Here is a 21,087-nt window from a genome sequence, read left to right as displayed (position 1 = left end):
TTCGCAAAAAAGTATCTGCTTATTCAGAACGTATTTGATAATCCTTAAAAGATGCAAAGTTTATTTTCGGCGCACGTTCTGCTTCATAATTCAATGAAAAATGATTTTCTGCTAAAAAAACTGGATCGCCCTCTAGGTCATGCGCAATGGCAGAACGGTGATTGGTAAGAAATTTTTGCAGATCATCTCTGCTCTGCGCCGAAATCCAACGGCATACATTAAAGCGTGCCGGTTCAAAACTCACTGGCAAACCATATTCTACCTTCAGTCGTTCTTTTAGAACATCAATTTGCAAAGCACCAATCACACCAATAAGAGAAGGTGACCCATCATCGGGGATAAATAGCTGCACAACCCCTTCTTCAGCCATTTGTTGCAAAGCTTCTTTCAGTTTTTTTGCTTTCATCGGATCACCCAAACATACACGGCGCAAAATTTCTGGTGCAAAATTAGGTACACCCTTAAAAAGGATATCTTCTCCTTCCGTTAAGGTATCACCGATACGCAACGTGCCATGATTAGGAATCCCTACGATATCACCGGCATAGGCTTGATCAGCAATTTGGCGTGAACGTGCAAAGAAAAACTGTGGTGCCGAAAGGGTCATGGACTTTCCTGTTCGTACTAACTTTGTCTTCATGCCACGTTCAAGTGTTCCTGAACATACCCGAAAGAATGCAATACGATCACGGTGATTAGGGTCCATATTAGCCTGAATTTTAAAAACAAACCCTGTCATTTTAGATTCCGTTGCTGTGATATTGCGTTGATCTGCACCCTGATCACGAGGACTTTGACCAAAATCAATAAGCGCATTGATCAAATCACGAACACCAAAATTTCGCAAAGCCGAACCAAAATAAACCGGTGTCATATATCCTTCACGGAAAGCTTGAAGATCAAAATTTTTGCAGGCACTTCGCGCAAGTTCTACCCCTTCGACAAAAGACAGGCGTTGGTTTTCAGGAAGCAAGTTTGCAACCTCATCTGATCCAGAAACCATTTGTTGTGTTACCTCATCATCTTTTTGACGAAAACGATTATGATGAAAATCAAATGTTCCAACAAAATCTTTACCCGTACCAATTGGCCAGGTTATTGGTGCAGTATCAAGGGCAAGTTTTTCTTCAATTTCATCTAAAAGTTCTATAGGATCACGCGCCTCACGATCCATTTTATTGATAAAAGTAAAAATAGGAATATCCCGCATTCGACACACCTCAAACAATTTTAGTGTTCTGGACTCTATCCCACGTGCACCATCTAGCACCATGATAGCGCTATCAACAGCTGTGAGAGTACGATATGTATCGTCGGCGAAATCTTCATGTCCTGGAGTGTCTAGCAGATTAAAAATATGATCTTCATATTCAAACGTCATAACCGATGTCACAACCGAAATACCGCGATCACGTTCAATATGCATCCAATCGGAACGGGTTTGAATACGATCTTTTTTTGCTTTTACCTCACCAGCAAGCTGAATAGCTCCACCAAATAATAAAAGCTTTTCTGTTAGCGTTGTTTTTCCTGCATCTGGGTGAGCAATGATCGCAAATGTACGACGCCGCTTTACTTCTTGCACTCTCTTTTCCATTATTCCCCCACAGATCGCGCAAGTGCTTCAGCAATCAGTGCACGCATTTCATTAATTCCATACAAGGCAATAAATGATCCCCATCGTGGTCCTCGTTCTTGCCCTAAAAGAACTTCATAGAGCATTTGAAAAAAGACATTGGAAACACCCGGGCCCCCTTCAGGACTTTTTTTACTATGATCTTGATAGCGTTCTATTAAACGCGCAACATCAAGAAGTGCATTTTGAATCATATTGCTATCAGCAGTTTCAGGCAAACTGGCTAATTTTTTATCGATTTGTGCTAATGTTGCCCGTTCATCGTCATCTGCTGCTCTAAACTTCTTGTTAGGCTTAACAAAAATATCAAAATATTTAAGGGCAAATTGCACCAATTGATCAAGTTCTGGATAAGTTTGTGCATTTGCTCCTTTAGCATAGCGAGAAATAAAACCCCAAAGAACCTCTTTATTCTCTGCATTTGAAGCACTTACCAAATTCAAGAGCATAGCAAAGGGTACAGGCAAATCAACCTGCGGAGGACAGCCATTATGGATATGCCATACAGGATTACTAAGCCGTTCTTGCCACTTTTGACGACTATAGGCTGAAAGATGTGCATAATATTCATCAACGGCTTTTGGAATGACATCAAAATAAAGCCGTTTTGCTGTTTTAGGTTTCGAGAACATATAAAGCCCGAGACTCTCCGTTGGAGCATACGTTAGCCACTCATCAATGGTTAAGCCATTTCCTTTAGATTTGGAAATTTTCTGCCCCTTATCATCCAAAAAGAGCTCATAATTAAATCCTTCTGGAGGATTTCCACCAAGCACTTTGCATATCTTAGAAGAGAGGTTGGTGGAATCAATAAGATCCTTTCCCGCCATTTCATAATCAACGCCAAGCGCTTTCCAACGCATCGCCCAATCTACCTTCCACTGACATTTGACTTTTCCCCCTGTAACTTCCGTTTCAATGGTTTCTCCTGTTTCGGGCTCAATGTAAATAACAGTGCCTTTTTCAACATTGCGAGCAATCATCGGAACCTGTAATACTTTGCCAGAAAATGGAGAAATAGGTAAAAAGAGTGAGTAGGTAGCGCGTCGTTCTTCACCCAATGTTGGCAGAACAATTGCCATTACCTTATCATAACAGGCAAGTATCTTTAAAAGTGTTTCATCAAAACGACCGGAACTATAATAATCTGTGGCACTTGCAAATTCATAATCAAAACCAAAATGATCCAAAAAAGCACGTAAACGCGCGTTATTGGCTGCTCCAAAAGAAGGATAAATATCGCCAAAAGGATCGGGTACGCGGCTAAGAGGTTTACCAAGATAGTTTTCCATCTTCTCACGGTCAGGTACATTGTCAGGAACTTTGCGCAAACCATCCATATCATCAGAAAAACAAAGCAGTTTTGTTTTAACTTTATTCTCCGTGAGAATATGGAAAGCATGGCGAACCATGGTTGTACGTGCTACTTCCCCAAAGGTTCCAATATGCGGTAAACCAGACGGTCCATAACCTGTTTCAAATATTATACTCTCTGGATAACCTGTTTTTTCATAGCGTTTAATAATCTTACGTGCTTCTTCAAATGGCCAAGTTCTCGATTGAAGAGCTGCATCTCTTAATTCTGGCGTAAGGCTAAGGGCATCACACTGATCACGCATCATCATCTTTATCCTAAAATTAGACTCTTTAATAGTATGGTGTATGGTTCTTGAATTTATTCGTCAATAACAGCAAACGAAAAGCTTTCAAAATCTTCTATCATGCTTTTGTTATGACCATAGTCTCTACCCTATTTTTTCCAGTGTATTTTCTTTTATTTTTATATTAATGAAGTATAAGAATTAAGAACCGTAATTTGCTCATTGCGATTACCGGTGTTTTAATTGCCATTATTCTCGGCTTTTCTCACTAAACTTATCAGCAAGAAAAGAGTCTCTTACATTGAATTAAAAATTGAACAAAGAATCTTTCACCAACACCTATAAGAAAGCGTATTTATGGAGCTTTTTATTTACTCTGACGAACGCGCTGCCAATGTGCGCAAACGCAAGGCATTTAATTTAATAAAGCCGGCAGCGTCTTTTTGATTGTAAGTACCTTCATCATCCTCAAAGGTTACCAATTTATCGGAATAAAGCGACTTTTTGCTTTGGCGTCCTTCAACGATCACATTACCCTTATAAAGCTTTAATGTAACTTCACCTTCAACATTTTCTTGGGACAAATCAATAGCAGCCTGCAACATTTTCCGTTCAGGCGAAAACCAAAAACCATAATAAATAAGTTCCGCATAACGTGGCATTAATTCATCTTTTAAATGTGCAGCCCCCCGATCTAGTGTCAAAGATTCCATCGCCCGATGAGCAGTCAAGAGAATGGTTCCTCCTGGTGTCTCATAAATACCACGTGATTTCATACCGACAAAACGATTTTCTACCAAATCTAATCGGCCTATACCGTTGTCTCGTCCATAATTATTCAATTCAGAGAGTAAATTCGCGGGAGATAAATTTTTCCCATTGATCGAAATAGCATCACCTTTTTTAAAGCCAATAGTGATTCTGGTTGCTTGATCTGGAGCAGCTTCCGGCGAAAGGGTGCGCATGTGTACATATTCAGGAGCAGGAGTGGTTGGATCTTCCAAAATTTTTCCTTCTGATGACGAATGTAATAAATTTGCGTCAACCGAAAAAGGTGCCTCGCCTTGCTTATCCTTCTCTATCGGAATTTGATGTGCATACGCAAAGTTAAGCAAATCTGTCCGACTTTTAAAGGACCAATCACGCCATGGAGCGATAATTTTGATATTAGGATTAAGTGCATAAGCAGAAAGCTCAAAGCGTACTTGATCATTGCCTTTTCCTGTTGCCCCATGAGCAATTGCATCTGCTCCTGTCTCCTTAGCAATTTCAATAAGGCGTTTTGAAATAAGCGGACGAGCAATTGAGGTCCCCAAAAGGTAGGTCCCTTCATAAACTGCATTCGCTCGAAACATCGGAAAGACAAAATCACGCACAAATTCTTCGCGTAAATCTTCAATATAGATCTCTTTAACACCAAGCATCTCAGCTTTACGACGGGCAAGTGCTAGCTCTTCCCCCTGCCCCAAATCAGCTGTAAAAGTTACAACTTCAGTATCTAGTTCACTTTGTAACCATTTAAGAATAATTGACGTATCCAACCCCCCTGAATACGCCAAAACAACTTTTTTAACATTGTGCCATTTTTTCATTTTAGAATTACACCGTATTCATTTTCTTGGAGTTTAGAAATTAAAAACTATACAAACAGTGAAAATAAAATCCTTTTGAAAAATTTAAAAGATGCAAAAAAAAACGAGAAAATGTAAAGAGCATTTTTTGGTGAGAGGTGTAAGTTGTTTGGACCTCTTTACATAACAATAAAGAGGTTTACATGTCATTTCTTCCCGAATGGTCTGTTTTAACTACAATTTTCTGTAGCATCATTGATTTCAGCACTTATTCCAGGATCTGATATAATGCTCCCTATAGGATGAACCATTACACAAAACAAAAAAACTTGAGTTATGTGTGCTTTAGGGGAGTACAATAGGCTTTGCCATTCAAGTTACCACTGTAGCCCTCGGCTTATCAGTTCTTATTTTTGCTTCACCGCGTGCTTTTGTTCTTCTTAAAATTGCTGGAGCCTTTTATATTTTATAGTTTGCTATCCAAGCATTACGTAAAAATCTAACATTTTTTATTGAACAGGTAACACCTAAATACAAAAGTTCTAAACGTAACTATCTTGTTGATATTAGAATTAATCTTTTAAATCCAAAAATCATTCTCTTTAACGTGACCTTTTTACCGCAATTTATCAACGCTAACGATCCTATGGCGACACAAAAGCTACTTATTTTAGGACTTTCTTATATTCCTATCTCTCTCCCCATTACAATCTTTGCGGTTTTTATGGCGCATAAACTTCTCAAAATCCTCAAGAAAAGTCCTTTTTGCACTTTCTTAATTGGCTTATTGTGGGTGCTTTTACAAGCTTTGCTTTCCATCTCCTCATCGCTGAAAATTGAATTTATTGACTGCCAACGGCACCTTCAAGTTTCAAACGTTCAGATTTACGTAAACGCTCTGAAGCTGATTTAAGTTGACCACATGCAGCCAAAATATCGCGCCCACGCGGTACCCGAATAGGAGAAGCATAGCCTGCTTGATTAACTACATCAGCAAACCGCTCAATTTGTTCCCAATCAGAGCATTGATAATTACTCCCCGGCCATGGATTAAAAGGAATCAAATTGATCTTCGCTGGAATCCCTTTCAATAGCTGTACCAATCGCTTAGCATCATCCAAACTGTCATTTATGTCTCTTAGCATAACATACTCAAACGTAATTCGTTTGGCATTAGAAAGACCAGGATAATTACGGCACGCATCCATTAACAGAGCAAGCGGATATTTTTTATTGATCGGAACAAGCATATCTCGTAGTGTATCATGTACTGCGTGAAGTGAAACCGCTAGCATAACACCAATTTCTTCTCCTGTTCGAATAATTCCAGGAACCACCCCGCTGGTTGAAAGCGTAATCCGACGTTTTGATAAAGAAAGCCCCTCTCCATCAGATGCAATCAATAAAGCTTTTTTAACTTCTTCAAAATTATAAAGTGGTTCTCCCATTCCCATCATAACAATGTTGGTGATTTTACGCCCTTTAACCGGAACTATTGCCCCATCAGGCGTATCTCTATCAGGAAAATCACCCAAACAATCACGCGCAACCAATAATTGTGCTAAAATTTCTTCCGCTGTTAAATTGCGAACAAGTACTTGTGTTCCCGTATGGCAAAAAGAACAAGTTAATGTACACCCTACCTGCGATGAAAGACACAAAGTACCACGCCCTTCTTCAGGGATATAAACCGTTTCAATTTCGACAGGCCTTCCTGCTCCACGTGCTTGAAAGCGTAAAAGCCATTTACGCGTACCATCTTTTGATATTTGTTCTCCAACAATTTCCGGACGGGCAATAGAAAAATGACTTTTAAGCATTTCTTGCATTGGTCTAGAAATATTCAGCATTTCATCAAAATCTGAAACGCCACGTACATAAAGCCAATGCCAAAGTTGACGTACACGCATACGCGTTTGGCGTTCCGGTATACCAACTGTCTTTAAAGCTTGTATCATTTCACCTTGTGATAAGCCAATTAAAGAGAGCTTAGAGCTCTCCTTTACAACAAAATTATCTGTTTTTCGTGCTGAATATGAACCAACAGGTTTAAGGTCATAGGAAATAGCCATCGTTTTCCAATTTGTATCACTCGTTGAGAATTATAGGGACCTTAATGGCACTTCTGGACTGCATTTAATGCAGCAGTGACTCCTTTTAAGGAATAGGTATAGGTTGTATAAGTTCCCCGTTTTGATATGGCCTTTACTGTCATATTCATCCCAGAACGCATAGTAGAAACAAGCTGCTTTTCTAGCTCTGACGAAGCCAACCAAGCAGACGAATCCTTCGTGAAAAAATCAAAATTTTTATCTCCGATGGTGACGGTAACCTTTGACCCTTCTTTAAGTGTATAACCAGCCATAAATTGTGGTTCAAATGAGACAGGCGAATGAGAACGCTTGGTAACTAAAAAGAAATTATCGCCGTGATTAACTGTTGTTGGAAGTGACTCTAAAGGTACTGACAATACATAGCAAATTGTGTTTTCTGGAGATTTATAAGAATAGGCTCCCCAAGCTTCAAATTGATTTAAACGGCTTGGCGTTTGTGCATACACTGACCCGGAAATAACCAAAATCATTACAGATGCAGCAATAATAGTCTTTTCAAATATCTTCATTTAGCTCACTTCTCTAATCTCTAATAAGATTCTATTCATTGGAAAAGTTCTACAAAAACACGTTAATACCCTAGTGCAATTGTTCCAATCTTTTCAACAAGAAAAATATTTTCATGTTAATGAAAAAAAATTTCCTTACATTTAATTGTGACCTTTTAGCCATTACTAAAATATGAACTTTTTATTCAATAACCAGGTTAAAAGAAACAACATTTTGATTTTATGTGATAAATTTTGGTTCTCATATAAAAATCTATTTTTCGAAGCAATTGGAATTCAAAACAAAGTGTTAGTATATCACCACCCTGTTAAGAAATAAACTATACTTTTCTACCGAAAGCAATTTATTATAAAATTTTGGAAATGCATCCTATAAACTCAACACGCCCAATACATTTGCGTTAACAAAAATCTTAAAATACTCTCTCTTTTACAAATTAGAGTGTGTCCCTACTTCGTATTCAATATCATCTAGATACTACCTTTTCATAATCTTAAATCCTTAGAATATATAATGTTCGCTTTAACCTCCGTGTGTATAAATTTTCCTCCTTTTATCCCGTTTACTCCCGTCATCTGCTTCATCATTTTTATCGCCAATTTTTTAAGTGATTTTCGTAAACTTCATTATCTTATTTTAATATACTCGATAATCTCCATTCTCTTTCACAAAAAAATTCTGAGTAATTCATTTGGAAAAATATCGTTATCTTGTTTTTATTCGATAAAACTCCCATTGAACCAGCCTTCACCCCAAAAAAACCAACTCACGGATTAACATCCAAAATCAAGAAATTAAAAAGCATGATAGTGGATGTTTCATACATAAAAAATAAACAAAGCCAGAATTTGTTTCTTTTCTCTGAAATGAAAATTTCTTTGGAAGCAATTTCTTTAAAACCATACGATGCGATCAGTGGTTTAAATTCCTCAAGCGTAGATTATATTATTTTGTAACCGCGCTCTGTAGTGTGTCATCGGCAATAGTACATCACACTGTTCTTTAAGCTGCATTTGATTCTGAATTTTGAATTAATAAAGCATAAAGCGCATTGGCATCATGGGTGTTGCGCAACTTTTGTACAACATCAGCATGGCGTAAAACACGTGCAATCTGTGATAAAGCCTTTAAGTGATCTGCACCAGAATTCTCAGGTGCTAAAAGAAGAAAGATAAGATCAATTGGTTCGTCATCAAGAGCTTCAAAATCAACTGGGCTTTCAAGGCGTGCAAATACACCAACGATTCGGTCAATATCCGACAATTTTCCATGAGGAATCGCTATTCCACCACCCAAACCCGTTGAACCTAGCTTTTCACGTTGCAAAATAATATCAAAAATTACATGCTCACTAAGACCTGTCAGTCTAGCCGCTTTTTCCGCTAAAATTTGTAGAACTTGTTTCTTCGAATTCGCCTTAAGAGCCGGAATAACTGCTTCCGGTGCAATTAACTCACTCAAATTCATATTTTAATTTTCCTTTTACACGCTCAAATGCTCACCTATAAACTTGCAAACGGCGTTATCTAAAGTCTTTCACTTTCTTGCATCATCACATGTGATTTTACTTTTCAATTTACAACGGGCGATGATTCAATTCATTCAATATCACTCTCGGCGTAAAAATAGATAGTTATTTAGCTCCTAATTAACAGCATGAGAAAAAAGGAAATGACGTTGTCCATAAAATTAATTCCCCTACGATACCAGAAAATACCATCATTCATAAATTTATCGACCTTTTCGTTATAAGAGTTAGTGTACAATTTTTCATCAGATCTTACTCTTTCTTTTAAGAATTAGCCCCTGTGAAGTGAGAAGCGTATCGAGGAAAATGGCACTTTATTTTGACAATAAAATAACTGTGTGGTTTTAGTGCTATCTGACCACAATGATCTAAAAGCTTTAAATCATTCAACGGCTGTTTTAAAAAAATTCACAGACTTATCCTTATATCCGCAGTTATGCATCAATTTTTAAATACATAATGCAAACCAACAAAATACAACAAACCCTATTTGATAACTGTAAGACATATAATTCATGGTATTACCACAAAAATATCTGAAATAGCATCATAAATATGTTTTTGATTCAACAAAGAAAAATATTTAATATTTATATACCTTCCAACAACACACGCATTCATTCATGCCTCGTTTACCATTCATTATCAGGTTAATCTAGTGATATCTTTTTCACGGTACAATCAAAAGCGAACTAAACCGATAAAATAATAAAACTATCTCATCTTTATGAAATCCTTTTTCAATACTCAGCAAAAATTCAGTCTAAAGTCGCGATCATTAAAAAAAGCTTTGGCATAAATAAGGAGCTTCCCAGAAATAACACTATAAACGGAAACTCCAGAGAATATCTTATTACTCTCTCCTCTAAAAAATAGATATTTTTTTCCTTTTACATCTAAAAAATTACACTGTATCTTCTCATTTGCCTCGAAGCTTTTAACAACATCGTCACAGTTTTTGCAATGGAATAACTCCTATTCTTGATCATATAACAGAAATACCCAACAAAAAATCAAAACAAAATTCATCCACTTTTGTGGAATGAGTTTAAGCAACCAAGTATACGGAAATGATGTTTCTGTTCATCAAGTTAATTTATGTAAACTTAAACCAGAACTTATAAAAGGACATAAAATCAGAGAGAAAATTGATTTCCCAAATAAATTCTGCGTACATCAACATTGTTGATAACATCTTTAGGAGAACCGTGAACTAATACTTGTCCTGCGTGAATGATATACGCACGATCGACAAGCCCCAGTGTCTCACGCACATTATGATCCGTTATCAAAACACCAATTCCACGCTTAGTTAAATAACGAACAAGCTGCTGAATATCAAAAATGGCGATAGGATCAATTCCTGCAAATGGCTCATCAAGTAACATAAAATTTGGACGAGAGGCCAAAGCACGTGCGATTTCCAACCGCCTACGCTCACCTCCTGATAAGGAAAGTGCAGGCATTTTCCGTAAATGTTCAATCTTAAATTCGTGCAGAAGGCCATCCAACTCTTCACGCCGTTTAAAGCGATCTTTTTCAACAACCTCTAAAACAGCTTTAATGTTATCTTCTACTGAAAGACCACGAAAAATAGAAGCTTCCTGTGGCAGGTACCCAATGCCCAAACGCGCACGTCGATACATCGGAAGATGGGTGATATTAAATCCATCAATTTTAATGGATCCTCCATCAGATTTAATAAGGCCCGTAACCATATAAAAACAAGTTGTTTTTCCCGCACCATTGGGGCCTAAAATGCCGACAGCCTCTCCAGTACGAATACCAAAAGAAACACCCTTAACAACCTGTCTTCCACGGTAAACTTTAATCAAATGACTGGCAATTAAAGTCCCCTTTAAGCGTTTTCTTAAATCTTCACTTGCAAAAGCATACTCATCTGTCTGTTTTTTTCTCTTGATTCCAAACATGAAATCTTAATGGCCATTCTTTTGACTTTGTTTAAAAATGATAGAAACACGGCCCTTTTTCTTAGACGTCTCGCAACCTTCTAAAAAAGTCTTTCCATTTTTCATATCTGCTATTAGTTTACATCCTTTCGCCACATTATCACCATCGGTTAATACAACATTATTGCCTGTTAAGCTTATTATTTTTGACTTTCCATCAAAAATGCCTTTATCACCCGTAGCGATTTGCGTAGCAATTTTTATATAAACCTTTCCTAATGCTTCCATTTTCTTAATACCCGTCGAACTAAACCAGGTAAGTGATGATGCCTTCATATCTTCTTGGCTTCTATCAGCTTCTTTATACTTTTTATCGTAATAAACAACTAATTTTGCTGTTCGCAAAACACGGTCACCTTGGATTATCGAAACATCACCGTTAAAGAGCGCTATTCCTTCTTTATCACGTATTTCTAAAGAATCTGCATAGAGTTCCACTGGTTCTTTGTCGTTTGATAAACTTATTCCCAAATGAGCCACTTCAGCATATCCAAAAACTGTTAAAAACCCTTGCATTCCCACGCTTAAGGCCAAAGAAATACCCTTCCATTTTCTGTATGATCTCCTCGGCTTCATCCCATTACTCTCAGTTCTTCTGTTCACATACACACAATACTTCTCTTTACATAACAGTCATTTAAAGATTCGTATCGATACTCTCTCAGTGTTTGCCAAGCAATAAATGCACACCATCATGAAAGTACAGGTTTTGCCCTTTTTCTCGAATTTGCAAAGCATTTGCTATAAGATGAAAACCCGCACGCTGGATATTAATACGTTTATCTGTTTGTAATTGCCCCTCAGATAAATTAATATTTGCTGCCATAAATTGCGCAATCATTCCGTCATTCGTGGTAATAGTAAATGGCTTATCCAATTGCAAGTAACCATTCATATTATCATAAATCCCCCCTTCAGCATCGAGAAAAACCCGTCTTTTTTTGCCTAAAAGCGTTTCAGCTGTAATGTTCTGTAGTCTAATTACTCCAGTACGTGTACGATCTTGAAATGCCCTTTCTGCTTTAAGCCAATAAGGTTCATGAGAGCGCGTATAACCTTCTAGTTTCGGATTGAGCATCGTCAATTTTGCTAGCTCTCCCTCTTCATTATTCACAGTCAAAGGGCCAGAACCAACGGGAACAAAGAAAAATGTAAACCAGCAAAAAACGAGTGCTATAACCAATGCTAAGAAAGGTAAGAAAAATTTTAATATGAGAATACGACGCGAATGACGGGATGTTTTTTTTAAAATATCCCCAAAAGATGATTTTGTTGAAAAGACTTCATAATGATTGCGTACGGACATACCACTCTAATCTCTTAAATATTCCGTGTTTTTTTAATCTGTATACCCCTTATAAGAGGTATTTTCAAATTTTGTTTCTTGCAATTTGTTTTTTCTTAGTTTTATTTTGTTTTCACCCGTTTATATATTGTAGTGTGTGTGCATAAAATGTGCAATTATAATTATAGAGAATTTTTTTATGTGAAAGCGAGGCTATTTTGGTTAAATCAGAACTTGTGCAAATTATCGCCCGTCAGAACCCACATCTTTTTCAACGCGATGTGGAAAATATTGTAAACGCCATTTTTGAGGAAATTTCAACAGCACTTGCAAATGGTAATCGTGTTGAGCTTCGCGGTTTTGGAGCTTTTTCTGTCAAAAGCCGCTCAGCTCGTAACGGCCGTAATCCACGAACAGGTGAAGCCGTCGTCGTTGAAGAAAAATGGATTCCTTTTTTCAAAACTGGCAAAGATTTGCGTGATCGACTTAATCAATGAGCAAACTTATGACAATTAAACGTATCCTTTTAACAATTATTTGGCTGATTCCTACAGTACTTTTGGTTGCTTTTATCGTAGCTAATCGTCAAATGGTTGCATTAACTCTTGATCTTTTTCAGACAAATTCTGAAAATTTTACTTATAACGCTTCTTTTTCTATCTGGCTCTTTATTTTTTCTATATGGCTCTTTATTTTTTTGGTTTTGGTATTTTAGTGGGGAGTTTAGTAAATTGGTTTGCATACCATAAATGCAAAAAAGCTCTCAAAAAAAGCAAAGCTGAGTTAGAAAAATTGAAAACATTAATTACAAGTATGGTGTAATAGTACTTTAGAGGAATTTTCTAACTGTTTTTAACACAGAATTAAGGGAGCCCTTTCTCTTTTTTGTTATACATGCTTTAATTGATTTTAAGCTTTTGCATCCTTGTGAGAAATTTAAGAGCTTTTTAATATCAATTTTTAAAATACTGTATTATAATAGTAAACATGCCTGCACAATGCTTTCAACCTCACCGCAATGATAGATATCCGCAGGAAAAGTTACCTCTCATTTTAGAGACAGGTATAAGTAGGGATTATGCTCTTATTGACTCTGGTAATGGGCAAAAATTAGAGCGTTATGGAGCTTACCGCATTATTAGACCAGAAGGTCAAGCACTGTGGAAACCCGCTTTATCACAAAAGCAATGGACAAATGTTGATGCTATTTTTACAGGGAACCTTGATGAAGAGGGGGCTGGTCGTTGGCATTTTCCCAAAAAACCACTTGGTGAAACTTGGCCACTTGCTTGGAATGGACTGTCTTTTCTAGGTCGTTTTACTTCCTTTCGTCATGTGGGGGTCTTTCCTGAACAAGATGCTCATTGGCGCTTTATGGAAGAACAAATTATTAAAGAAAAACGCCCAATTAAACTGCTCAATCTTTTTGGCTATACAGGCATTGCTTCTTTGATCGGCGCACGCGCGGGTGCAAATGTTACACATGTTGATGCTTCTAAAAAAGCCATCGCTTGGGCAAAAGCCAATCAAGAAAAAGCAGGATTATCAGATCACTCTATTCGTTGGATTTGCGATGATGCCGTAAAATTTGTCGAGCGTGAACTGCGTCGCAAAAAGACTTACGATATGATTCTTCTTGATCCTCCTGCATATGGGCGTGGACCCCATGGAGAAATTTGGCAATTGTTCGATCATTTACCGGCTATGATTACCAACTGTTGTAAACTTCTTTCTGATAAACCTCTTTCTATTGTACTTACAGCTTATTCTATTCGCGCTTCTTTCTATGCGCTTCATGCTTTAATGCGCGATGAATTGATGAATTTTGGCGGTACAGTCGAATCAGGAGAATTGATCTTGCGTGAAGAAGCTGCTGAACGAGCCCTTTCTACTTCTCTTTTTAGCCGTTGGGTTGCCTGAATATGTGTATACAAAAAACCGGTAAGGTTAAAGAAATCACCTCCCTTAGCAATCCCACTATCAAAGATCTTCGAGCACTCAGCCAAAAGAAAAACCGTAATCGAGAAGGTCTTTTTATGGCAGAAGGATTGAAATTGGTAATTGATGCTCTCAATCTTGGCTGGACAATACAGACACTTATTTTTTCCAAAAGCACAATTGGTAATGCCGCTGTTGAAAACACTGCAGCACGTACTGTGGCTAATGGCGGTTTTGTCATTAAAGCTTCACAAAAGGTGATGGAATCCATTACCCGCCGCGATAACCCACAAACGGTTATTGGTATCTTTAAACAACAATGGCAACCACTTGAAACAATAGCAGGACAAATCGAAGATGTTTATGTTGCACTCGATCGGGTACGTGACCCTGGAAATCTTGGCACTATTATTCGTACTGTTGATGCCGTAGGAGCCAAGGGTGTTATTTTGATTGGCGAAACAACAGATCCTTTTTCACCTGAAACAGTACGAGCAACAATGGGATCAATTTTTTCCATACCACTTTACCGCTGTGATGAAAGCACCTTTTTAAACTGGTCTCAAAATTTAAACGGCACAGTTGTTGGCACCCATCTTAAAGGATCTACCGATTATCGCACAATTAATTTTAAAAATGGCCCTATTATACTCCTTATGGGAAATGAAAAACAAGGTTTACCAGATATTATTGCGAGTCGTTGTGATAAACTTGCACGTATTCCACAAAGTGGACGCGCTGATTCGCTTAATTTAGCGATAGCAACGGCTCTCATGCTTTATGAAATCCGTCGTCCTTATTTAAAACTAGAAACATGTGGGGATAGAATATGATACGTAAATCACTGCCTTTGTTTCTCCTTGGCTTGGTGCTTACAATAGGGCTTGATCAAGCAGTTAAATACTGGATTAGATACACTATGCCCTTAGGCACAGCAAGCCCGCTTCTTCCTTTTCTTTCCCTCTACCATGTGCGTAATTCTGGTATTGCATTTTCATTTTTTGCCTCCTTTTCTCATTGGGGACTCATCACCATTACATTTGTTATTATTGTTTTTCTTTTCTGGCTCTGGAAAAAAGTTGAACATAATAAGTCTTTAACGCGCTTTGGTCTGACCCTTATCATCGGTGGAGCAATCGGTAATCTTATTGACCGTATTCGTTTTCACCATGTTACTGATTATATCCTCTTCCATATTGATGATATTTTTTATTTTGCTATTTTCAATCTTGCAGACACTTTTATCACACTTGGCGTTATTGCTATTCTACTTGAAGAATTACACATTTTTGTAAAAACAAAACGTTCTTCAAATTGTAAACTCTCTGAATGAAAGTTTGTTTATTCGCTAAAAATAGTCGCATTTTGATAAGATATGCACATTTTCGTATATTATATTTTGGAAATCATTTCTTACGAATTTTCGTTATATTTTTGTTAAAAATGTTCCGTTCTGTTATCTTTACAGCTATGCTTTTAAAGTGAAAAACAGTATTTTTTCGCGTTACTTCTTTAATGATTATAATTGTTATACTAAAATATTTTCATCAACTCTTTTTATAATTTCATTTCTATCTTTTTTTACATATTTTAGAATTATAAAGTTAATGCATTGATTTTAAATACAAATAACCATTTTTCCTATTGAATTCAGACTCCTTGATATTGTAGAATTTTACTGTTTCACCCTGCTTTATTCTAAAACAGCAAAAACATTCAATAACAAATCAATAGGTGAATTGATATATGTCTTGAAAATGCTGTTTAAACAACACAATATCCATCTGCTGAAGCTTGTAAATGCAATATTAGGAAGTAAATATAATGATTTGGTGCTATCTATAGCTTTAGAAATGAAAAGAGTACCTAATGGATTCGGTATTACATTATTTATGAGCAACAAAGCAAAACGCAAATTTTAACCTTTTCCCTTGCAAAAATGTTATAAAAAAGACTTAATGACTTTATCGGCAATAAACATCTTTCTTACCAATTTGTAAGGTTTATTCCCAAGATAAGTCTCTTGTAATTTTAAAATAAATCTCCATAATAGGGGAAGGTATGCTGGAATTCCGCCAGCGGCGCCTGGGGTTGTTCGTATCTGCCAAGGTAGAGCTTATGCAAGCTTACAGTTTTATATGGTGTAGATATTTTTTAATCCCAACATCTGGTGGAACATATGCTAAAGGACTTATATTATGGCTGATTTTAAAAATTTACGTTCGGCGTCTGTTTCCCATGCCGATGCATCAATTGATCAAGGATTACGCAGTTATATGCTGGGCATCTATAATACAATGGCCGTTGGCCTGCTTATTACGGCCGCTGCTGCTTATGTAATTGCATCATTAGCAACGACGACAGATATGGGCCAGGCAGCCGCTCAGATCAGTAAAAGTGTTTACTTGACTCCATTCGGGGTGACGTTTTACACATCGCCACTCTCCTACATTGTTATGTTTGCACCACTTGTGGCGGTATTCTTCCTCAGTTTCAGAATTAATACATTGAGTACTAGTGCGGCTCGTAGTCTCTTTTTTGGTTATGCTGCTCTCATTGGGCTTTCATTGTCCTCGATCATTTTGCGTTATACGACAGAAAGTATTGTACAAACCTTTGTCATTACTGCCGCGGCTTTTGGTTCTCTTTCGCTTTATGGTTATACAACAAAGCGTGATCTTACGGCTATAGGTTCATTCCTTTTTATAGGTTTGATTGGTTTGCTGTTTTCTATGATTGTGAATATTTTTCTTGGATCAAGCGCTTTGCAATTTGCTATCTCTGTGATCGGCGTGTTTATCTTTGCTGGTTTAACAGCTTACGATACACAGAACATCAAATTAATGTATTATGAAGGAGATAGTATTGATACCCGAGGTCGTAAAGTTATCATGGGAGCACTCAGTCTTTATCTTGATTTCATCAATATGTTCGTCTTTCTGCTACAGTTTCTTGGTTCAAACCGTGACTGATTGTAAGAGTCATAGCTTAAAAGAAACCTTGTTTCTTGAGAGAAACAAGGTTTCTTTTTTAGTACAAACCTTTACTTTTTACCTTTTTGGCACATCCACTTCAAAAAACGATAAATATGCCTTATAAGAAAAAATTCCCTCAATTTACCACATTTATCCAAAAAAAGTTCCATAGTTCTCTTTTAAAAGCTATTTCCAGCCGTTTTGATCCTCGGACAAAAATAATAAAACAGAATAATCATTATGATCTTACTGTCGCTTCCTATAATGTTCATAAATGTGTAGGTGTTGATAAAATTTTTAATCCTGCACGTATTGTACGTATTATTAATGAACTACAAGTCGATATTCTCGCCCTTCAAGAAGTCGATAAACGTTTCGGTAAACGCGTTGGCTTAATTGATCTTCAACTGTTAAAAAACGAAACAGGTTTGACTCGCATACCTCTGAATCCCACGTCACCTTATGGTCATGGTTGGCATGGTAATGCTCTTTTTATGCGAAAAGGACGTATATGCGATGTTTTACAAGTTACTCTTCCTGGTATTGAACCGCGTGGCGCTGTGATTGCAGAGTTGGAAATGGAAGCAGGTCTTATCCGTGTTATCGCTGCTCATTTTGGCTTATTACGCCATTCTCGCAACCAGCAAACAAAAATGCTTCTTGCACTCTTGCAAAAACGCTCCCTTATGCCGACTCTCCTTATTGGGGACTTTAACGAATGGCGGGTGGGAAAAGGCTCATCCTTAAACAATTTTTCCTCCTATTTCGATAGCACATTTGGGATTGTTCCAAGCTTTCCTTCTCGGTTTCCTTTTCTGGCTCTTGATAGAGTTTTTGCTTTTCCTCATCAATTAGTAACAAGTATCGAAACGCATCATTCACCCCTTGCACGTATTGCCTCAGATCATTTGCCTCTCAAAGCGTATCTTGACCTTGCCAATGCTATGAAACTTCTTAAAAACAAAGTAAACGAAAAGGGCTAGTGTGCCTCATCCCAATTTTGTGCAACCATTACTTTTACTTCAAGCGGTACCGATAAAGAGAGAACCGGCATTGCAGCATTTTCCATAACCTTTTTAACAACAGCCATGGTTTTTTCACTTTCGTCTTCTGGTACCTCAAAAATTAATTCATCATGTACTTGTAGCAACATTTTTGCTGACAGTTTTTCTCTTTCCAAAGCATCTTCCATTTGAATCATAGCACGGCGAACAATATCCGCTGCAGATCCTTGAATGGGTGCATTGATGGCAGCCCTTTCATTAAAAGAACGAACTTGTACATTAGATGTTTTTATTTCTGGATAATGGATACGACGTCCAAAAATTGTCTCTACATAACCATTTTGTCGCGCAAAGGTCTTTGTTATTTCCATATAATCTTTAATTCCTGGAAACCGTTCAAAATAAAGTTGAATATAATGCCCTGCTTCCTGCCGCGAAAGCCCCAATTGATTGGCTAATCCAAAAGCTGAAATACCATAAATAATACCAAAATTAATCGCTTTTGCCCGTCTTCGTACATCTGAGTCCATCTCCTCTATCGAAACCCCAAACATTTGTGATGCCGTTATAGAATGAATATCCTGACCCCTAGCAAAAGCTTCTTTTAATGCCGTAATGTCGGCAATATGTGCAAGAATACGTAATTCAATCTGGCTGTAATCAGCTGAAAGTAGTAGATGTCCTTTTGGAGCAATAAAAGCTGTGCGGATTTTACGCCCCTCAGCGGTCCGCACTGGAATGTTTTGTAAGTTTGGTTCTGACGATGACAACCGCCCTGTTGATGTTATTGCCAAAGAATAATTTGTATGTACACGTCCTGTCCTCGGTAAAATATAAGAGGGAAGAGCATCTGTATAAGTAGATTTTAGTTTTGCAAGCTGACGCCAATCAATAATTTTACGCGGCAAAATATGACCTTCAGCAGCCAATTCCTCTAAAGTTTGTGCAGAAGTTGACCACTGTCCTCCCTTGGTTTTAGTTCCTCCAGGCAATCCTATTTTGCCAAAAAGAATATCACCTAACTGTTTTGGTGAAGCAATATTAAATTTCTTATCAGCTAGCTGATAAATTTCTTCTTCTAGAACAGAGGCAGCTTGCGCTAACTCTTCTGAAAGACGCAATAAAATTTGTCTATCAATAAGAATCCCACGTTCTTCCATTCTTGCAAGAACTTCTATCAGTGGTCGATCAAGGCGCTCATAAATTTTTGTCATCCCCTGAGCTACAAGCTGCGGTTTCAAAACTTGCCATAAACGAAGCGTTACATCAGCATCCTCGGCAGCATAAAGAGTTGCCTGTTCCAAATCTACCTCTGCAAAAGAAGTGATCTTTTTTCCGTTATATGTTAAATTCTTGTAGGCAATCGGTTTATGCCCAAGCCAACGCTTAGATAAATCATCCATATTATGTGTCAGAGTTCCAGCATCTAAAACATACGATAAAAGCATGGTATCATCAAAAGAGCGTATGACAATGCCGTATTGCTTCATCACTAACCAATCGTATTTTATATTCTGACCAATTTTTAAAACTGCTTGATTTTCTAATATCGGCTTTAAAAGTGCTAAAGCTTTTTGTGTCTCAATCTGTTCGACAATGCGTCCACCACTCAAAAGATCATCTCCCCCTTCAACATGCTCAAGGGGTATATAGGCCGCTTTGTTCGGCTGTAATGCTAATGAAAAACCAACAAGCTTTGCTTGCAATGGGTCAAGTGATGTTGTTTCAGTATCAAAAGCAAAAAAGCCTTGCTCTTCTGCTTCCCGTAACCATTCTCTCAAAATTTCTTCATCAAGAATCGTTGTATAAGCTTCTCTTGTAATTTTTTGAGCCAGTGCTTGATCTATACGTTTTTGTGCTAACCGTTGTGGAGAATTTTCAGAAAAGTCATGTGGAAGTGTGCTATCGACCTTCTTCATGTTAATATCATGCTCATATCCAGGCTTCTGCCATTCAAAATCTATATCAAGTGCATCAATAACCGCTGCATCACATGCCATTGCCTCTGCCACACGGCGTGTTAGTGTTGAAAATTCCATAGCTTTAAGAAAAGCAATTAAACGTGGTCCATCTTGGGGTTCTAAAATAAAATCATCAAAATCATTGTCTATAGGCACATCTGTTTTAAGCCGAACAAGCTCACGAGAAATTTTTACTTGTTCACTATAAGCTTGAATATTTTCACGCCGTTTTGTCTGCTTAATTTCTGTTACATGCTGCAACAAAAGATCAAGAGAACCAAATTGCTCCAATAATTGTGCTGCAATCTTAGGACCAATACCTGGAATACCTGGTACATTATCTGTCGTATCTCCAATCAAAGCTTGCAAATCGACCATTTTTTCAGGTGCAACACCCCATTTTTCCACAACTTCGGAAATACCAATATATTTATCTTTCATTCCATCATACAAGGATACATGCGTATTCACCAATTGCATAAGATCTTTATCAGAAGAGATAATAGTCGTCTTTGCTCCAAAATTTGTTGCCAATTGTGCATAAGTAGCAATTAAATCATCTGCCTCAAATCCTTCTTTTTCAATGCAAGGCAAATTAAAAGCCTTTGTTGCTTGCCGTATTAATGCAAACTGAGGAATAAGATCTTCAGGAGGTGTTGCCCGATTTGCTTTATATTGTGGATAAATTTGTTTTCGAAATGTATCGGATGAATAGTCAAAAATGACAGCAAAATGCGTTGGAACAACGCCAGTAGCTGTATTACGCGCATCACAGAGCAATTTCCACAACATATTACAAAAACCAGCCACAGCCCCTACGGGAAGCCCATCCCTTTTACGCTTTAAAGGTGGTAAGGCATAGTAAGCACGAAAAATGTAACCCGATCCATCAACTAAAAACAGATGATCTGTTGCTTTCATGACAATTTCATTTCTCCATTTCATTCAAAAAATAATTTGCTTTTATATATTTTTTCACTCTTATTTAAAAATT

16 protein-coding genes and 2 pseudogenes are annotated in these 21,087 nt (G+C 37.4%); 8 read left to right on the top strand and 10 right to left on the bottom strand.

What is annotated here, in order from left to right:
* Window positions 1–19: 19 nt before the first annotated feature.
* The 3 genes from J7R07_RS03310 to J7R07_RS03300 all read right to left on the bottom strand — a co-directional run bounded on the left by J7R07_RS03310 (window position 20) and on the right by J7R07_RS03300 (window position 4,829).
* The gene (locus tag J7R07_RS03310; RefSeq protein WP_208435516.1) at window positions 20–1,597 is read right to left on the bottom strand and encodes a peptide chain release factor 3; all 1,578 of its coding nucleotides are present in this window, start codon (window positions 1,595–1,597) and stop codon (window positions 20–22) included.
* Window positions 1,597–3,258 (bottom strand): lysine--tRNA ligase, encoded by a 1,662-nt coding sequence (locus J7R07_RS03305; RefSeq protein WP_208435641.1) that lies wholly within the window; start codon window positions 3,256–3,258, stop codon window positions 1,597–1,599. Before J7R07_RS03305 ends, J7R07_RS03310 begins: the two co-directional genes overlap by 1 nt.
* Before the next feature lie 350 nt (window positions 3,259–3,608).
* Window positions 3,609–4,829, bottom strand: coding sequence for an argininosuccinate synthase (locus J7R07_RS03300; protein WP_208435515.1), 1,221 nt, complete (start codon window positions 4,827–4,829; stop codon window positions 3,609–3,611).
* A 182-nt stretch (window positions 4,830–5,011) separates the two neighbouring features.
* Between J7R07_RS03300 and J7R07_RS03295 the strand changes: the two are divergent.
* A pseudogene (locus J7R07_RS03295) lies at window positions 5,012–5,648 on the top strand (LysE family translocator).
* A 2-nt stretch (window positions 5,649–5,650) separates the two neighbouring features.
* Here the strand turns inward: J7R07_RS03295 and rlmN are convergent.
* From rlmN to lptC, 6 genes are all read right to left on the bottom strand, one after another.
* Window positions 5,651–6,880, bottom strand: a complete 1,230-nt coding sequence (gene rlmN / locus J7R07_RS03290) for a dual-specificity RNA methyltransferase RlmN (RefSeq protein WP_208435514.1) — start codon at window positions 6,878–6,880, stop codon at window positions 5,651–5,653.
* A 41-nt stretch (window positions 6,881–6,921) separates the two neighbouring features.
* On the bottom strand, window positions 6,922–7,431 hold the full coding sequence (locus J7R07_RS03285; protein WP_208435513.1) for an invasion associated locus B family protein: 510 nt from the start codon (window positions 7,429–7,431) through the stop codon (window positions 6,922–6,924).
* 1,003 nt (window positions 7,432–8,434) lie between these two features.
* Window positions 8,435–8,899 carry a PTS IIA-like nitrogen regulatory protein PtsN gene (gene ptsN, locus J7R07_RS03280; protein ID WP_208435512.1) on the bottom strand — a complete coding sequence of 155 codons (465 nt, stop codon included), beginning with the start codon at window positions 8,897–8,899 and terminating at the stop codon, window positions 8,435–8,437.
* A 1,197-nt stretch (window positions 8,900–10,096) separates the two neighbouring features.
* The gene (gene lptB, locus J7R07_RS03275; RefSeq protein WP_208435511.1) at window positions 10,097–10,891 is read right to left on the bottom strand and encodes an LPS export ABC transporter ATP-binding protein; all 795 of its coding nucleotides are present in this window, start codon (window positions 10,889–10,891) and stop codon (window positions 10,097–10,099) included.
* A gap of 6 nt (window positions 10,892–10,897) precedes the next feature.
* Window positions 10,898–11,506, bottom strand: a complete 609-nt coding sequence (locus J7R07_RS03270; protein ID WP_208435640.1) for an LptA/OstA family protein — start codon at window positions 11,504–11,506, stop codon at window positions 10,898–10,900.
* Between the two features lie 85 nt (window positions 11,507–11,591).
* Window positions 11,592–12,236, bottom strand: coding sequence for an LPS export ABC transporter periplasmic protein LptC (lptC, locus tag J7R07_RS03265; RefSeq protein WP_208435510.1), 645 nt, complete (start codon window positions 12,234–12,236; stop codon window positions 11,592–11,594).
* 197 nt (window positions 12,237–12,433) lie between these two features.
* Here lptC and ihfB point away from each other — a divergent pair, with 197 nt between their 5' ends.
* The 7 genes and pseudogenes from ihfB to J7R07_RS03230 all read left to right on the top strand — a co-directional run bounded on the left by ihfB (window position 12,434) and on the right by J7R07_RS03230 (window position 18,111).
* Window positions 12,434–12,712 carry an integration host factor subunit beta gene (gene ihfB / locus J7R07_RS03260; protein WP_035009128.1) on the top strand — a complete coding sequence of 93 codons (279 nt, stop codon included), beginning with the start codon at window positions 12,434–12,436 and terminating at the stop codon, window positions 12,710–12,712.
* Between the two features lie 8 nt (window positions 12,713–12,720).
* A pseudogene (locus J7R07_RS03255) lies at window positions 12,721–13,037 on the top strand (DUF1049 domain-containing protein).
* A 165-nt stretch (window positions 13,038–13,202) separates the two neighbouring features.
* Window positions 13,203–14,135, top strand: a complete 933-nt coding sequence (locus J7R07_RS03250; RefSeq protein ID WP_208435509.1) for a class I SAM-dependent methyltransferase — start codon at window positions 13,203–13,205, stop codon at window positions 14,133–14,135.
* 2 nt (window positions 14,136–14,137) lie between these two features.
* Window positions 14,138–14,986 (top strand): TrmH family RNA methyltransferase, encoded by an 849-nt coding sequence (locus J7R07_RS03245; protein WP_208435508.1) that lies wholly within the window; start codon window positions 14,138–14,140, stop codon window positions 14,984–14,986.
* Entirely contained in the window at window positions 14,983–15,486 is a 504-nt protein-coding gene (lspA, locus tag J7R07_RS03240) for a signal peptidase II (RefSeq protein WP_208435507.1), read from the top strand. Before J7R07_RS03245 ends, lspA begins: the two co-directional genes overlap by 4 nt.
* 865 nt (window positions 15,487–16,351) lie before the next feature.
* A complete protein-coding gene (locus J7R07_RS03235; RefSeq protein ID WP_208435506.1) occupies window positions 16,352–17,125 on the top strand; it encodes a Bax inhibitor-1/YccA family protein in 774 nt (257 codons plus the stop codon).
* 116 nt (window positions 17,126–17,241) lie between these two features.
* Entirely contained in the window at window positions 17,242–18,111 is an 870-nt protein-coding gene (locus J7R07_RS03230) for an endonuclease/exonuclease/phosphatase family protein (protein WP_208435505.1), read from the top strand.
* Here the strand turns inward: J7R07_RS03230 and polA are convergent.
* Window positions 18,108–21,014 (bottom strand): DNA polymerase I, encoded by a 2,907-nt coding sequence (polA, locus tag J7R07_RS03225; protein WP_208435639.1) that lies wholly within the window; start codon window positions 21,012–21,014, stop codon window positions 18,108–18,110. The two genes, J7R07_RS03230 and polA, sit on opposite strands and share 4 nt — an antisense overlap.
* Between the last annotated feature and the right edge of the window lie 73 nt (window positions 21,015–21,087).

Source organism: Bartonella phoceensis (assembly GCF_902825145.1).
Classification (GTDB): domain Bacteria; phylum Pseudomonadota; class Alphaproteobacteria; order Rhizobiales; family Rhizobiaceae; genus Bartonella; species Bartonella phoceensis.
Note: the sequence above shows the minus strand (reverse complement) of the source record. Positions and strands in the feature narration are given on the sequence as shown.